Origin of the sequence: Citrobacter sp. Cs237, from assembly GCF_030332325.1 — a bacterium.
GTDB lineage: Bacteria > Pseudomonadota > Gammaproteobacteria > Enterobacterales > Enterobacteriaceae > Citrobacter_A > Citrobacter_A sedlakii.
This window is the reverse complement of the sequence record NZ_JAOWIB010000104.1, coordinates 99,538-114,540: the sequence shown is the minus strand read 5'-3', so window position 1 is coordinate 114,540 and position 15,003 is coordinate 99,538. Positions and strand designations below refer to the sequence as shown.

The 15,003-nt window shown below is 53.3% G+C and carries 15 protein-coding genes, 1 tRNA gene and 1 pseudogene; 4 read left to right on the top strand and 13 right to left on the bottom strand.

The features are described from left to right. Nucleotides 1-20 precede the first annotated feature (20 nt). The 4 genes and pseudogenes from OGY07_RS12575 to actS all read right to left on the bottom strand — a co-directional run bounded on the left by OGY07_RS12575 (nt 21) and on the right by actS (nt 3,484). Nucleotides 21-1,168, bottom strand: a protein-coding gene (locus tag OGY07_RS12575) for an IS3 family transposase (RefSeq protein WP_199957947.1) whose coding sequence is annotated in 2 segments (ribosomal slippage) — nt 21-931 and nt 931-1,168 — 1,149 coding nt in all. Because the reading frame shifts where the segments join, the coding sequence is not laid out codon by codon here. 56 nt (nt 1,169-1,224) lie between these two features. After that, a pseudogene (locus OGY07_RS12570) lies at nt 1,225-2,259 on the bottom strand (site-specific integrase); the annotation flags it as partial. Between the two features lie 323 nt (nt 2,260-2,582). Continuing rightward, nucleotides 2,583-2,656, bottom strand: a tRNA-Gly gene (locus tag OGY07_RS12565). 78 nt (nt 2,657-2,734) lie between these two features. Next, entirely contained in the window at nt 2,735-3,484 is a 750-nt protein-coding gene (gene actS, locus OGY07_RS12560; RefSeq protein WP_042292370.1) for an amidase activator ActS, read from the bottom strand. A 222-nt stretch (nt 3,485-3,706) separates the two neighbouring features. Between actS and idi the strand changes: the two genes are divergently transcribed. Then, entirely contained in the window at nt 3,707-4,252 is a 546-nt protein-coding gene (idi, locus tag OGY07_RS12555; protein WP_200035470.1) for an isopentenyl-diphosphate Delta-isomerase, read from the top strand. Between the two features lie 89 nt (nt 4,253-4,341). Here idi and lysS read toward each other — a convergent pair whose 3' ends face one another. The 5 genes from lysS to xerD form a co-directional block, all read right to left on the bottom strand. Further along, the gene (lysS, locus tag OGY07_RS12550; protein WP_042292124.1) at nt 4,342-5,859 is read right to left on the bottom strand and encodes a lysine--tRNA ligase; all 1,518 of its coding nucleotides are present in this window, start codon (nt 5,857-5,859) and stop codon (nt 4,342-4,344) included. 9 nt (nt 5,860-5,868) lie between these two features. Further along, nucleotides 5,869-6,967 (bottom strand): peptide chain release factor 2 gene (prfB, locus tag OGY07_RS12545; RefSeq protein WP_120714868.1). Its coding sequence is split into 2 segments (ribosomal slippage): nt 5,869-6,891 and nt 6,893-6,967, totalling 1,098 coding nucleotides; the frame shifts between segments, so codons are not numbered across the junction. Between the two features lie 91 nt (nt 6,968-7,058). Continuing rightward, on the bottom strand, nt 7,059-8,792 hold the full coding sequence (gene recJ / locus OGY07_RS12540; protein WP_286600903.1) for a single-stranded-DNA-specific exonuclease RecJ: 1,734 nt from the start codon (nt 8,790-8,792) through the stop codon (nt 7,059-7,061). A gap of 5 nt (nt 8,793-8,797) precedes the next feature. Then, a complete protein-coding gene (gene dsbC / locus OGY07_RS12535; RefSeq protein ID WP_286600901.1) occupies nt 8,798-9,511 on the bottom strand; it encodes a bifunctional protein-disulfide isomerase/oxidoreductase DsbC in 714 nt (237 codons plus the stop codon). Between the two features lie 23 nt (nt 9,512-9,534). Next, on the bottom strand, nt 9,535-10,431 hold the full coding sequence (gene xerD / locus OGY07_RS12530) for a site-specific tyrosine recombinase XerD (RefSeq protein WP_286600915.1): 897 nt from the start codon (nt 10,429-10,431) through the stop codon (nt 9,535-9,537). Nucleotides 10,432-10,530: 99 nt separating this feature from the next. On the opposite strand from xerD, the gene fldB reads away from it, so the two are divergent. Continuing rightward, nucleotides 10,531-11,052 carry a flavodoxin FldB gene (gene fldB, locus OGY07_RS12525; RefSeq protein ID WP_042292135.1) on the top strand — a complete coding sequence of 174 codons (522 nt, stop codon included), beginning with the start codon at nt 10,531-10,533 and terminating at the stop codon, nt 11,050-11,052. A 44-nt stretch (nt 11,053-11,096) separates the two neighbouring features. Here fldB and OGY07_RS12520 read toward each other — a convergent pair whose 3' ends face one another. Together OGY07_RS12520 and sdhE are read right to left on the bottom strand one after the other, a co-directional pair. Continuing rightward, a complete protein-coding gene (locus OGY07_RS12520; protein WP_269535699.1) occupies nt 11,097-11,504 on the bottom strand; it encodes a protein YgfX in 408 nt (135 codons plus the stop codon). After that, nucleotides 11,485-11,751: an FAD assembly factor SdhE gene (gene sdhE, locus OGY07_RS12515; RefSeq protein WP_042292140.1), complete on the bottom strand. Its 267-nt coding sequence runs from the start codon at nt 11,749-11,751 to the stop codon at nt 11,485-11,487. The genes OGY07_RS12520 and sdhE overlap by 20 nt, the downstream gene beginning before the upstream one ends. Before the next feature lie 256 nt (nt 11,752-12,007). On the opposite strand from sdhE, the gene ygfZ reads away from it, so the two are divergent. After that, nucleotides 12,008-12,988, top strand: a complete 981-nt coding sequence (ygfZ, locus tag OGY07_RS12510; protein WP_181822563.1) for a tRNA-modifying protein YgfZ — start codon at nt 12,008-12,010, stop codon at nt 12,986-12,988. Between the two features lie 100 nt (nt 12,989-13,088). Here ygfZ and trhA read toward each other — a convergent pair whose 3' ends face one another. Then, nucleotides 13,089-13,748: a PAQR family membrane homeostasis protein TrhA gene (gene trhA / locus OGY07_RS12505; protein ID WP_286600900.1), complete on the bottom strand. Its 660-nt coding sequence runs from the start codon at nt 13,746-13,748 to the stop codon at nt 13,089-13,091. A gap of 162 nt (nt 13,749-13,910) precedes the next feature. After that, nucleotides 13,911-14,222: a N(4)-acetylcytidine aminohydrolase gene (gene yqfB, locus OGY07_RS12500; protein WP_042292149.1), complete on the bottom strand. Its 312-nt coding sequence runs from the start codon at nt 14,220-14,222 to the stop codon at nt 13,911-13,913. Between the two features lie 52 nt (nt 14,223-14,274). Between yqfB and OGY07_RS12495 the strand changes: the two genes are divergently transcribed. Next, on the top strand, nt 14,275-15,003 hold the full coding sequence (locus OGY07_RS12495; protein ID WP_060569471.1) for a MurR/RpiR family transcriptional regulator: 729 nt from the start codon (nt 14,275-14,277) through the stop codon (nt 15,001-15,003).

Below are 15,003 nucleotides of genomic sequence, written 5' to 3'. Positions count from 1 at the left end.
ACTGAATCGCCACGGATAACCTAGACACTTCTGAGTCGTTGATAATATAGGTTTTCATATTCAACTGGTGGCATCTGCTCGCTCGAACCATGCCGACGCTTACTGTTATAAAACATTTCGATGTAATCAAAAATATCGCTTCTGGCTTCGTCTCTAGTTCCGTAGATCTTTTTCTTAATCCGTTCGCGCTTCAGTAGCTGGAAAAAGCTTTCCGCAACCGCATTGTCGTGGCAGTTTCCGCGACGGCTCATGCTGCCTTCCAGACCGTGTGATTTCAGGAACGACTGCCACTCATGGCTCGTGTACTGACTGCCCTGATCAGAGTGAACCAGTACCTGCTTTTGAGGATTACGCCTCCACACCGCCATAAGTAATGCGTTCAGGACAATCTCTTTTGTCATTCGGGGTTGCATTGACCAGCCGATAACTTTTCGGGAGAACAGGTCAACCACCACGGCCAGATACAACCAGCCTTCGTGGGTTCGGATGTAGGTTATGTCCGTAACCCAACGTTCATCCGGTGCTTCCGGGTTGAACTGCCGCTGGAGCTTGTTGGGCGTCACAATACTGGCTTCACCTTTACGCGCCCGTGGACTTCGGTATCCGACCTGAGCCTTTATCCCCACACGTTGCATCAACCGCCAGACTTTGTTTACACCGCATTGTTGCCCGGAATCCCGCAGATCGAGATAGATCTTGCGATAGCCATAAACACAGCCCGACTCCAGCCAGAACTGCTTAATATGTCCCGTCAGCTTCAGGTCAGCATGATACCGTCGTGAATGTGGCTGCTTAAGCCAGGCGTAAAACCCACTCGGATGCACATCCAGCACCTGGCAGAGCAGGCGGACAGGCCAGCAACGATTGTTGTCACGGATAAAGGCGTACCTCAGTCGGACAGCTTTGCGAAGTACGCCGCGGCTTTTTTTAATATATCCCGTTCGTCAGTAACCCGCTTTAACTCCTTCTGGAGTCGGCGGATCTCGGCCTGAGCATCTGACTGTTCATTATTAGTGGAAGAATCCGGACCGTACTTCTTTATCCAGGCGTAAAGGCTGTGGGTGGTGATATCGAGACGAGTTGCAACGCTGGAAACAGAATGACCACGATCAACAACCTGTTTGACTGCTTCAATTTTAAACTCTTCAGGATAACGCTTACCGCTCATGGGCACCTCTCTTTAAGTCATCTTAAATGACTCTGGGGTGTCTGTTAAACCCGTGGCGATTCAATGCTCTTACCGGGCAGAGTGCTAGTATCTTCATTGATATGAATATAAGAGGTCCCGGCCTCGGTGGTCCTGACATCTTTAACCTGAATCTGAGCAACTTCATTAAGTCTCGCTCCGGTAATAGCTGCCAGCATAACAACATAATAGTGATATGGCTTACCAGATGGCTTCTGAGAGTATTTCTTTGCAGCATCAATAAGTTGGCCTACCTGCGTCACTGAAAACGCTTTACGGGCTTCTGATGCCTTTCTTGGTGGCACTTTTAGCTCTAAACCTTCGGTCAGGTTCTTGATTAACAAGTCATTGCGTACAGCCCACTTAAACAAGGCTGCCATCTTAACCAAATATTTGTTGTTAATGGTCACGACATCCATGCACTCATGGGTCTTATCCGTAGTCAGCAGGTCAACCAATGGGGCATCCTTGAAGCGCTGTTTACGATTCTTCGGTATCTTCTGGAGCACATCACGAACCTCAAGCATGTCCGCTCGGGTAATTGCAGTCAGGTCCGTCAGCCCGAGATAATCGAAAATCTCAATGAGCGTATCGTGTGACGCCTGGTTCTCTTTTAAAGTCGCTGGCTTCCAGTTCTGCGCTTTCTCTTTTTCGTACTGCTCAACGAGGAATCTTAATGTGACCGTTGGGCGTGGCTCTACGCTTTCTACTTCCTGCTTCACCGACTGCCTCACTCCTCCATCAAACCCGTCAATATAATCAATCAGCGGCTGGCTGTTCCCTTCTACCCTCGCCATGCAAGCCTTGAGCACATCTTGCGCTTCGTTTAAGTAACGATGCTGGTCAACGGTTAATGGTTCACTAACAATAGCGTCAACAAGACTCTCACCGAGTTCTCCATACTGGTCACGGTAAATATCCACCATGTCAGGCTCAAAAATATCTGAACGACCTAACGATAACTCTGCTTCGGCTAATTCTCGAAGATGACCGCGCATGTCTTCATAGGTTAATAATGGATTATCGGCACGAATGGCCCTGAGTGCTGACTTGATGTGATGATGTTGACGCATAGCGATTCTCCTGTTCCGTGTCCTAAGTGAGACTGAGGATATTCTGACAGAATTAAATTTGGACGTCCAGACGTCTATTGATAAATGAACTTTCAGTCGGCAATAGTAGATTCCGTTGCGCTGATAGAGATAGCAGACGGCACGAGTACATAGCTCTTTAGGTAATGATGATGGACATAGCTGATAATCAGCAACAGAGAGTCCCATGTGTGAATAATTCCCGATGAAGGGTTACACAGAAGGTTACAGTCAGTAACTCTGCAATCAGGCTTTCGCCGTATCGCCAAGGGATTCAATAAGATAGAGGTGATTCAGAAGTATCATGGAGCGGGCGAAGGGAATCGAACCCTCGTATAGAGCTTGGGAAGCTCTCGTTCTACCATTGAACTACGCCCGCTTAGATGAGCGTAAAGCATTATAAACCTTACGCTCTTGTTGGCAAGGGACAATCTGCTGACTGGCGATTAATTCGCCGTCAGCATTTCGGCGGGCTACCCTGCGGCGGCAGATAGCGCAGCGGATCGATGGCCGTGGCGCGATAGCGGATCTGGAAATGCAGTCGCACCGACGCCGCGTCAGTACTGCCCATTGTGGCAATCTTCTGCCCGGCCTTCACGCTCTGCCCGTTATTGACCAGCATTGTGTCGTTGTGCGCATAGGCGGTAATGTAATCTTCACTGTGCTTGATCATAATGAGATTACCGTACCCGCGCAGTTGGTTACCGACGTACACCACCTTCCCCGCGCCTGCGGCGTAAACGGGCGTGCCACGGGCGGCGGCAATATCAATTCCTTTATTGCCCCCGTCAGCCGTTGAGTAAGGCAATATCACTTTCCCGCTGGCAGGCCAACGCCAGCAGCGCTGTCCAACAGGCGGCCAGGATGACTGGGGTACGGAAGAAGACGGTCTGACGGCTGCCGTTTTGCTGGTCGATTTTTTACTCGTTTTGGCGGAAGCCTTTTTCGAACCGCCAAGCCTGAGTTTCTGCCCCACTTCGATGGTATAAGGCGGCGAAATACCGTTCAGGCGCGCCAGCTCTTTAACGCTGGTCCCCGTCGAACGTGATATACGGTAAAGCGTATCCCCCCGTTTAACGGTGTAAACGGCGCCAGAATACGATCCAGATCCGGATGATTTATTTCCTGAACAGCCCGCAAGCAGCAATCCCACACACAGCAGCATCGCCATACCCAGACCATTTCTCTTCAGGCGTCCTGCGCTCAAAACACGTCCTCGCAAAATAATCAGACGCTTTATCATAGCAGCCATAAGGCTGATGCCAAATTTATTGCGTAAGGACAGAACAATCGAGACCATTATTGTCTTATATTTCTGGCTGCCGGGGCGTGTTTTGGTAATACTTAACCCGCAATTCTGCGCTACTCTGGTTCTCTGAATACAAGGTTCAGCGCATTGCCGAATCGTTATCGCTTTTCAGGAGTTTTCATGACCGGGGAACATGTCATTTTACTGGATGCGCAGGATATTCCTTCCGGCACGCTGGAAAAATACGCCGCCCATACCGCTCACACCCCACTGCACCTCGCGTTTTCTTCCTGGCTGTTTAATACCGACGGGCGATTTCTGGTCACTCGCCGTTCGTTACTGAAAAAGGCGTGGCCAGGCGTATGGACGAATTCCGTATGTGGTCATCCCCAGCAGGGCGAAAGCACAGAGGAGGCGATTGTTCGTCGTTGCCGCTTTGAACTTGGCGCGCAAATCAGCCGTCTTACGCCGGTTTATCCTGATTTTCGTTATCGCGCCGCCGACCCGAACGGGATCGTCGAAAATGAAGTGTGCCCGGTCTACGCCGCGCAGGTAGTCGGCGACATGGCGGTAAACAGTGAGGAAGTGATGGAATATCAATGGTGCGATCTGGAGAGCATACTGGCATCCATTGACGCCACGCCGTGGGCGTTCAGTCCGTGGATGGTAATGCAGGCGTCAAACAGCGCAGCGCGTCATTTGCTTCGGGAATACTGCCAGCGCTAAAGGTTATCGAATGGCGTAACGCTTACCCGGCCTACAGAACAAATGCCGCAGGCCGGATAAAGCAAAATCGCCATCCGGCAACTCAATGCTTACTTAACCGGACGCATCGCCGGGAACAGGATCACGTCACGAATAGTATGGCTGTTGGTAAACAGCATGACCATACGGTCGATACCGATACCCAGACCCGCCGTTGGCGGCAGGCCGTGTTCCAGCGCCGTCACGTAATCTTCGTCGAAGAACATCGCTTCGTCATCGCCCGCCGCTTTCGCGTCAACCTGATCCTGGAAGCGTTGCGCCTGATCTTCTGCGTCATTCAGCTCGCTAAATCCGTTACCGATCTCACGTCCACCGATAAAGAACTCAAAACGATCGGTGATTTCCGGGTTCACATCGTTGCGACGCGCCAGCGGCGACACTTCCGCCGGGTACTCGGTAATAAAGGTCGGCTGAATCAGATGCGCTTCCGCCACTTCTTCGAAAATCTCGGTCACGATTCGGCCCAGGCCCCAGCTTTTCTCAACCTTAATGCCGATAGCTTCAGCAATGGCTTTTGCCGAGTCGAAGTTATCCAGATCGGCCATCTCGGTTTCCGGACGGTATTTCTTGATCGCTTCGCGCATGGTCAGTTTTTCGAACGGCTTGCCGAAGTCGAACACATCGTCGCCGTAAGGTACCTGGGTGGTGCCCAGAACGTCCTGCGCCAGAGTGCGGAACAGCGACTCGGTCAGTTCGATCAGATCTTTATAGTCCGCATACGCCATGTAGAGTTCCATCATGGTGAACTCTGGGTTGTGACGTACAGAAATCCCTTCGTTACGGAAGTTGCGGTTGATTTCGAACACACGCTCGAAGCCGCCGACCACCAGACGCTTCAGGTACAGTTCCGGCGCAATACGCAGGTACATGTCGAGGTCCAGCGCGTTGTGATGGGTGATAAACGGACGCGCAGATGCGCCGCCAGGGATCACCTGCATCATCGGGGTTTCAACTTCCATAAAGCCGCGTCCCACCATGAACTGACGAATCCCCGCCAGGATCTGCGAGCGGATTTTGAAGGTGTTGCGAGACTCGTCGTTAGAGATGAGGTCCAGATAGCGCTGGCGATAGCGCGCTTCCTGATCCTGCAAACCGTGGAACTTGTCCGGCAGCGGGCGCAGCGCTTTGGTCAGCAGGCGTAGCTCTGTGCAATGAATAGACAGTTCGCCAGTTTTGGTCTTAAACAGCTTGCCTTTCGCGCCAAGGATGTCGCCCAGGTCCCATTTTTTAAACTGCTCGTTATAAACGCCTTCCGGCAGATCGTCACGGGCGACATACAGCTGAATGCGTCCACCGACGTCCTGCAGCGTAACGAAAGAGGCCTTGCCCATGATACGACGGGTCATCATACGGCCTGCGACGGATACCTCGACGTTCAGCGCTTCCAGCTCTTCGTTCTCTTTGGCGTCGAAGTCAGCGTGCAGTTGGTCTGAGGTGTGATCGCGTCGAAAATCGTTCGGGAAGGCGATACCCTGCTCGCGCAGGCCAGCCAGCTTCTCGCGGCGCGTTTTCAGTTCATTGTTAAGATCGGCTACCGCGTCAGCGCCCTGTGCGTGTTGTTCAGACATGTTGGTTCCTCATAACCCTGCTTTCAAACTTGCTTCGATAAATTGATCCAGGCTGCCGTCCAGCACCGCCTGCGTGTTACGGGTTTCAACCCCGGTACGCAAGTCTTTAATGCGGGAGTCATCAAGGACGTAAGAACGAATCTGGCTACCCCAGCCGATGTCCGATTTGTTGTCTTCCATCGCCTGCTTCTCGGCATTTTTCTTTTGCATTTCCAGTTCATAAAGCTTTGCTTTCATCTGCTTCATGGCCTGGTCTTTGTTCTTGTGCTGAGAACGGTCGTTCTGGCACTGGGTCACAATCCCGGTCGGGATGTGGGTGATACGCACCGCTGATTCGGTACGGTTAACGTGCTGACCACCCGCGCCGGATGCGCGGTAAACATCAATACGCAGATCCGCCGGGTTGATTTCGATATCAATGTCATCGTCCACTTCCGGGTAAACAAACGCGGAGCTGAACGAGGTGTGACGGCGACCACCGGAATCGAACGGACTTTTACGCACCAGGCGGTGAACGCCGGTTTCGGTACGCAACCAGCCGTAGGCGTATTCACCTGAAATTTTAATGGTGACGGATTTGATACCGGCCACTTCACCTTCAGACTCTTCAATGATCTCGGTCTTGAATCCGCGCGCTTCCGCCCAGCGCAGATACATACGCTCCAGCATGCTCGCCCAGTCCTGCGCTTCAGTACCGCCGGAACCGGCCTGGATATCCAGATAACAGTCGGCGCTGTCATATTCACCGGAGAACATACGACGGAATTCCAGCTGCGCCAGTTTTTCTTCCAGCGTATCAAGTTCAGCTACGGCTTCGTTAAACGTTTCTTCATCGTCGGCCTCTACAGCCAGTTCCAGCAGGCCGGAAACGTCTTCCAGACCCTGAGCCATTTGATCAAGAGTGTCGACAATGGCTTCCAGCGAGGAACGTTCTTTACCCAGCGCCTGTGCGCGTTCGGGTTCGTTCCAGACGTCCGGCTGTTCCAGCTCGGCGTTTACTTCTTCCAGACGCTCTTTCTTGGCATCGTAGTCAAAGATACCCCCTAAGAACGTCCGAGCGCTCCGTGAGGTCCTGAATGCGGTTTTTTACCGGGTTAATTTCAAACATGGTCTGATTTCTTTTATTGGACTCGTTAAAATGCGGTGATAAGAGCGGGATTGTACCGAATCCACGCTCTTTTTTATAGGTATTGCTGACGCTAAATTGGCCAGATATTGTCGATGATAATTTGCAGGCTGCGGTTACCACGAAACTCGTTGATGTCGAGCTTATAGGCCAGTTCCACTTCGCGCACGCCGTTGTCCGGCCAGCAGGTGGTGTCGACGTTAAAGGCGATACCGTCCAGCAGCGGCCCGCCGCCAACCGGCTCCACCATCACCTTCAGGTGCCGTTCCCCCACCAGACGCTGCTGGAGCAAACGAAAACGCCCGTCAAACAGCGGCTCCGGAAACATTTGACCCCACGGGCCTGCGTCGCGCAGCATCTGCGCCACTTCCATCGTCATCTCAGCCGCGCTGAGCGGGCCGTCGGAAACCACTTCGCCCTGCAGCAGAGAAGGATCCAGCCAGTCAGTCACCAGCTCGCCAAAGCGTTGCTGAAACAGCTCAAACCGCGATTCCTCCAGCGACAATCCCGCCGCCATCGCATGGCCGCCAAATTTGATCATCAGCCCGGGATGCAGCGTATCTAACCGCTCCAGCGCATCGCGCATATGCAGCCCCTGGATCGAGCGGCCAGAACCTTTCAGCGTACCATCACCCGCAGGCGCGAAAGCAATGACCGGACGGTGAAAGCGCTCTTTAATGCGTGACGCCAGGATCCCGACCACCCCCTGATGCCATTCGGGATGGTACATCGCCAGGCCGCCCGGCAGGGCGTCGCGACTGCGTTCAAGCTTCTCGCACAAGGCCAGCGCTTCCGCCTGCATTCCCTGTTCGATCTCCTTGCGCGTCTGGTTTAGCGCGTCCAGTTCATTCGCCAGCACGCGTGCTTCGCCAATGTTGTCGCACAGCAGTAACGCCACGCCGACGGACATATCATCCAGCCGCCCCGCGGCATTCAGACGCGGTCCGAGTGCAAAACCCAGGTCGCTGGCGGTCAGCTTTTGCGGGTCGCGATTCGAGACTTCCAGCAACGCTTTGATCCCTGGCCGACACTTCCCGGCGCGAATCCGGCTTAGCCCTTGCCACGTCAAAATACGGTTGTTGGCGTCCAGCGGCACCACGTCGGCGACGGTGCCGAGCGCCACGAGATCCAGCAGTTCCGCCAGATTCGGCGGCGTAATACCGCGTTCGTCAAACCAACCCTTATCACGCAAAAACGTGCGCAGCGCGAGCATCAGATAAAACGCGACGCCCACGCCCGCCAGCGACTTCGACGGGAAGTCGCAGTCACGCAGATTTGGGTTAATAATGGCCTGAGCGGCAGGCAGCGTCTCGCCCGGGAGATGGTGATCGGTCACCACCACCGGTATCCCCAGCGCGCTGGCGTGATCGACGCCCGCATGAGAGGAGATGCCGTTATCAACAGTGACAATAAGCTGTGCGCCGCGAGCGTGGGCCTGATCGACCACTTCCGGACTCAGACCGTAGCCATCTTCAAAGCGGTTCGGCACCAGATAGCTGATGTTATCGCAACCCAAGGCGCGCATACCCAGCACGCTCAGGGCGGTACTGGTCGCGCCATCGGCGTCAAAGTCGCCAACCACGATAATCCGCGTCCCCTCGCGAAACGCGTTATAGAGGATCTCCACTGCTTTTTCGACGCCGCTTAGCTGCTGCCAGGGCAGCATGCCTTTTACGCTGCGTTCCAGATCCCGTGCGCTACGTACGCCGCGGCTGGCATACAAGCGGCGCAACAATGGCGAGAGGTCGGAAGGCAGTTCCGCGGTCTCATCGACCTCACGCCGACGAAGCTGTATCTGTTGTTTCACGCGAATTACTTACCGCTGGTCTGTTTCTGATGCGCGTCGAGGAACGCCTTCATCTCTTTCGGTCCCTGGTAGCCGGGAACCACATAGCCGTTATTCAGCACAATGGCTGGCGTCCCGCTGACGCCAAACTGCACGCCCAGCGCATAATGGTCGGCAATATCCACGTCGCAGGTTGCCGCTTTCACGCCCTTGCCTGCCATCGCTTCGTCGAAGGCTTTGGTTTTGTCCTTCGCACACCAGATCGATTTCATATCCTGCTCAGCCTGGCTTTCCAGCCCCTGGCGCGGGAAGGCCAGGTAACGCACAGTGATCCCCAGCGCGTTGTAATCTTTCATCTCTTCATGCAGCTTGTGGCAATAGCCGCAGGTGATGTCAGTAAAAACGGTAATAACGTGTTTTTCCTGCGGCGCTTTATAGACGATCATCTCTTTTTCCAGCGCGTTCAGGCGCTTCATCAGCAACTGGTTGGTCACGTTTACCGGACTCGCGCCGCTGACGTCATACATCGGCCCCTGAATGATGTGTTTACCGTCTTCGGTGACATACAGTACGCCGCTGTTTGTCATCACCGTTTTCATCCCGGCAACCGGTGCGGGTTGGATATCGGTGCTCTGTACGCCCAGTTTGGTGAGCGACTGGCGAATCGCGGCGTCGTCAGCCTGCGCCAGACCAGAAAACGCGGCGGCCAGCAAGGTGAACATTATTAAACCTTTTTTCATATCTTTTCCTGTTCTTTCAGCCATCACGCTCTGGGGTGATGCTGTTGATGAAGTTGACGCAAGCGCTCGGTCGCGACGTGAGTATAAATCTGTGTGGTGGAGAGGTCGCTGTGTCCCAGCAGCATCTGCACCACGCGTAAGTCAGCGCCATGATTGAGCAAATGCGTGGCAAATGCGTGACGCAAAACGTGCGGCGACAGTTTCTCGCTGTCGATCCCCGCCAGCACGGCATAATGCTTAATGCGGTGCCAGAAGGTCTGGCGCGTCATCTGCTGCGCGCGCTGGCTGGGAAACAATACGTCAATGGAGGCGCCGTTAAGCAGCCATGGACGCCCATGTTCAAGGTAAGTCTCCAGCCAGTACACCGCTTCCTCGCCCAAAGGAACGAGGCGTTCTTTGTTGCCTTTACCAATCACGCGGACCACCCCCTGACGCAGGCTGATGTCACTCATTGTCAGCCCCACAAGTTCAGAAACACGCAATCCGGTGGCATACAGAATCTCGAGCATCGCTTTATCGCGTAACTCCAGCGGTTGGTCAACCACCGGCGACTGTAATAATCTCTCAACTTGCGCTTCGCTAAGATCCTTCGGCAAGCGCTGCGGAAGTTTGGGCGACGCCAGCGCCGCGCTCGGATCGTCTGCACGAATCTTTTCCCGATACAGATACTGGAACAGACGACGCACGGCGCTCAGCAGTCGCGCCGTACTGGTCGCTTTATAGCCACCGTCCATCCGCTCGGCCAGCAGCGCCTGCAGATCGTCGCTCTGAACGGTTTCCAGCGACGCGTTACGGTGCGCCAGCCACTCCACCAGCATAGTGAGATCGCGACGATAGGCGCTCAGGGTATTTTCCGCCAGATTTTTCTCCAGCCACAGCGCATCAAGAAAGTGTTCAATGCGCGCGAGATCCTTTTCCACATCAGCCTCTTTGATTTTGCAAGCCGCCATTATGACTCAATGGTATGGGTTCTGGTACACTACGCCTAAAATCAAAGCAAATATTGAGACGTTTACGCGATGAATATGGGTCTTTTTTACGGTTCCAGCACCTGCTACACCGAGATGGCCGCGGAGAAAATTCGTGACATCATCGGCCCGGAACTGGTCACCCTTCATAACCTGAAAGACGACGCGCCTGCCCTGATGGAGCAGTACGACGTGTTAATCCTCGGTATTCCTACCTGGGATTTTGGCGAAATTCAGGAGGACTGGGAAGCCGTCTGGGATCAACTGGACACACTCAACCTCGAAGGCAAAATTGTCGCGCTCTACGGGATGGGCGACCAGTTAGGCTACGGCGAATGGTTCCTTGACGCGCTGGGCATGCTGCATGACAAGCTGGCGACCAAAGGCGTAAAATTCGTCGGCTACTGGCCTACCGAAGGTTATGAGTTCACCAGCCCAAAACCGGTTATTGCCGATGGTCAGCTGTTTGTCGGTCTGGCGCTGGATGAAACCAACCAGTACGACCTTAGCGACGAACGGATCCAGACCTGGTGTGAGCAAATTCTCGGCGAGATGGCGGAACACTACGCCTGAATGGCCTCAGTCTGACGGCACAGGGTTCTGCCTGTCCGTCAGCGTTACCGTTGCATTGACTGTTGCAGCATCAGCCGACATAAATCCCGCCACTCCGCTTCATCCATGCTGTCCGCTGCAAGCCACAGATGCTGGCGCTTCCCGCTTTCTGAACGCAGGCGCAACATCATGCCGGTTTTGATGATCCAGGGCGCGTTGACGATTGTCCATTCACGCCCTTGCCATCGAAGCCGACCGTCCATTAGCAGTTTCACCTCGCCCTGACAGGCGTTTATTCGACGCTGACTGCGGACGCAGTCAAACACCACCAGCGACAGTAAAATCATCCACAGCGGGGTGTAGCTCAGCGGCCAGGGCATTAACAAAATCGCCGCGGCCACCAGCCCATGCAGGAGCAGCGACAACCACTGCGCGCGCCACGAGACGCGGAGATCAGATTGCCACAGGACCACGATCCCGATTCCGTGTCTGGATGAGTCGTACCATCTGTTCCAGCTCAACATCCGCTGGTTTACCGTGGTTCATTAACCAGTTGAATAAATCGGGATCGTCGCATTCCAGCAGACGGACAAAAATGCGTTTTTCATCATCGCTTAACGTATCGTATTCATGTTCGAAAAACGGCATGATGGAAATATCGAGTTCACGCATACCGCGACGGCATGCCCAGTGAATACGTGCTTTGTTGTTAATATCCATGTTCTTCTTCCTGTCTTACGAAAATGAACGACCCGGCTATTGTAACGTGTTTTTCATCATAATTTACGGGAATATCAGTATTCGGAAGCACGATCGCTAATTAAAACCACATAGAGACAATGGATTCATTGTTTCTGGATGACGCCTCGCAATGCGAAAAATAAGGCACAAATGGGATGAGTAAAGCGCTTGCATTAGGCACTGGCTCTTTTACCATTAGTCATTATTACTGCGTTAAGCAAATCAGGACATTATTATGGCATTTACTCCATTTCCTCCCCGTCAGCCGTCAGCCTCCGCACGTTTGCCGCTGACGCTGATGACGCTTGATGACTGGGCGCTGGCTACCATTACCGGCGCCGACAGCGAAAAATATATCCAGGGTCAGGTCACTGCCGACGTGAGCCAACTGGATGAGCACCAGCATGTTCTGGCGGCGCATTGCGATGCTAAAGGCAAAATGTGGAGCAACTTGCGCTTGTTCCGTGACAACGACGGTTTCGCCTGGATTGAGCGCCGCAGTCTGCGTGACGCTCAGCTCACCGAACTGAAAAAATATGCCGTGTTCTCGAAAGTGGTTATCGCGCCGGATGACGAGCGCGTGCTGCTCGGCGTTGCTGGTTTTCAGGCGCGTGCGGCGCTGGCGAACAGTTTCAGCGTACTGCCGGACGCCGAAAAGCCGGTTGCTCGTGATGGCGTTACCACGCTGTTATGGTTTGAACATCCGGCAGAGCGTTTTCTGTTGATCACCGATGCCGCAACCGCGGAAGCCGTCAGCGAAAAATTGCGCGGCGAAGCAGAACTGAACAACAGCCAACAATGGCTGGCGCTGGATATCGAAGCCGGTATTCCGGTCATTGACGCGGCAAACAGCGCGCAGTTTATTCCGCAGGCTACTAACATTCAGGCGCTGGGCGGCATCAGCTTTAAAAAAGGCTGCTATACCGGCCAGGAAATGGTCGCCCGGGCGAAATTCCGCGGCGCCAATAAGCGCGCGCTGTGGTATCTGGCCGGTAAAGCCAGCCGGGTTCCGGAAGCGGGTGACGATCTGGAATTGCAGATGGGTGAGAACTGGCGCCGCACCGGCACAGTGCTCGCTGCGGCGCAGCTCGACGATGGTCAGCTGTTGGTGCAGGTGGTGATGAACAACGACATGGAAGCTGACAGCGTATTCCGCGTTCGTGACGATGCCAATACGCTACACATCGAACCGCTGCCCTATTCGCTGGAGGAGTAAAAACCGACCCAGTGGCGCGGCGTCTGACGGCGCTGCGCTTACCAGACCTACCGCTCGGTTAGACGCCGGATGAGGCGCTCACCGATATCCGGCATACAAACTACGCCTGACCGACGTAGAGATAAATCGCGAGGAAATGGCAGACGCTGCCGCCGAGCACAAAGCCGTGCCAGATGGCATGGTTATAAGGTATGCGTTTACATAAGTAGAAAATAACGCCCAGCGAGTAGACCACGCCGCCGACTGCCAACAACGTCACACCGCCTGCCGCCAGCTTGATCGCCAGTTGGTACACGACAATCAACGACAGCCAGCCCATCGTCAGATAGGTCACCAGCGACAGCACCTTAAACCGGTGCGCAATTGTCAGCTTGAACAAAATGCCCAGCAGCGCCAGACTCCAGATCACAATCATCAGACCACGCGCCAGCGGTGAGTTCAGTCCCACCAGCAAAAACGGCGTATAAGTACCGGCAATCAACAGATAGATCGCGCAGTGGTCGAATTTCTTCAGCCACACTTTGGCGCGCTGATGTGGGATGGCGTGATACAACGTGGAGGCCAGAAACAGCAGAATCATACTGCCGCCATACAGACTGTAGCTGGTAATCGCCGTGGCGCTGGCGTTCATATCCACCGCCTGAACCAGTAACAGCACCAGGCCGACAATACCAAACACCAGCCCAATACCATGACTGATGCTGTTGGCGATTTCCTCTGCCAGTGAATATCCCTGTGCGATTAATGGCTTTTGAACCATAGCTTACTCCGGAGAAACGAACACATTCGTGATTGCTCCTCTAGCGTAACTGAGAATAGTTCCAGTGAACACCTGTTAGCTAAAATATTTCCACTTTTAAATTTAATCATTCAATATCAATGACTTGAATTTACCATTTCAACTTACAGCTGTTCGGTAAAATCAAACACATTTAAAATCAATTACATAAAACTGCTTCTCATTCGGGTAAATGTCAGCGATTACCTGCTTTAGCTCATCAAGCGTCATATTTTCCTGTCGTGCATGTTCTTCCGTCAGCGTGTCCAGCGTCACTGTCGACGTCCCCACCACGTTAATCGTGCAAAAATAACCATCATCTTCATAACGCCCCACCCGCAGAACATCGCCTGCTTTAAAGTGCGCTTCAGAAGCATCGCGAATGGTGATGGTTTTCCGGCCTGCCAGAATATCGTCCTGGAAGCGCTGAAAAAAAGTGATGTCATTGGACTGCATGTTATTATTTCCTGAAGATCAAGTCAGATGAGTGAGTTTTGCCATTGTGAGTATGTTCTCCCACGCCGCCGTCGCCAGTCTCAACAATATCGAGATGTTGGTCTACAACTATGTCATTAAAAACCGTGACAAAGTGATCTACATGACCATCCGCGAGCTGGCCGACGCGGCAGGGGTTTCCACCACCACCGTGTTACGCTTCTGCCGCAAACTTAGTTGCGAAGGCTACTCAGAATTTCGCGTACGTTTTAAATTATATGTAGAGCAAAATGAACCGCAACAGACAAATTTTGGCGCCAGCGAAATCATTAGTTTCTTTAAAGGCGTAAATAATGATGAATTTGATCAGTTACTCGATCGGGCCGTCGAGATAATATTGTCTTCTGAACGCATTATATTTGTCGGTGCAGGGACATCCGGCGCCTTAGCGAAATACGGAGCGCGTTTTTTCTCGAATGTGGGTAAATTCAGTAACCATATTGACGACCCTTATTTTCCGGTCACTAACGATATGGCGCGTAATGCGCTGGCGATTGTGCTTTCAGTTTCGGGCGAAACCGAGGAGATCCTGCGTTTTGCCAGCCAGTTCAGCCTGCATAAGTGTAAGGTCCTGTCGGTCACCAGCCATGAACATTCGCGCCTGGCAAAACTGGCCGACTTTAATCTCTCCTGGCACGTCCCGCAAACCCGTATTGGCGGCGTATACGATATTACTACGCAAATTCCGGTGATTTATATTCTTGAGACGCTTGGTCGCAAGCTGGCAAAAAAATTAGCGTAA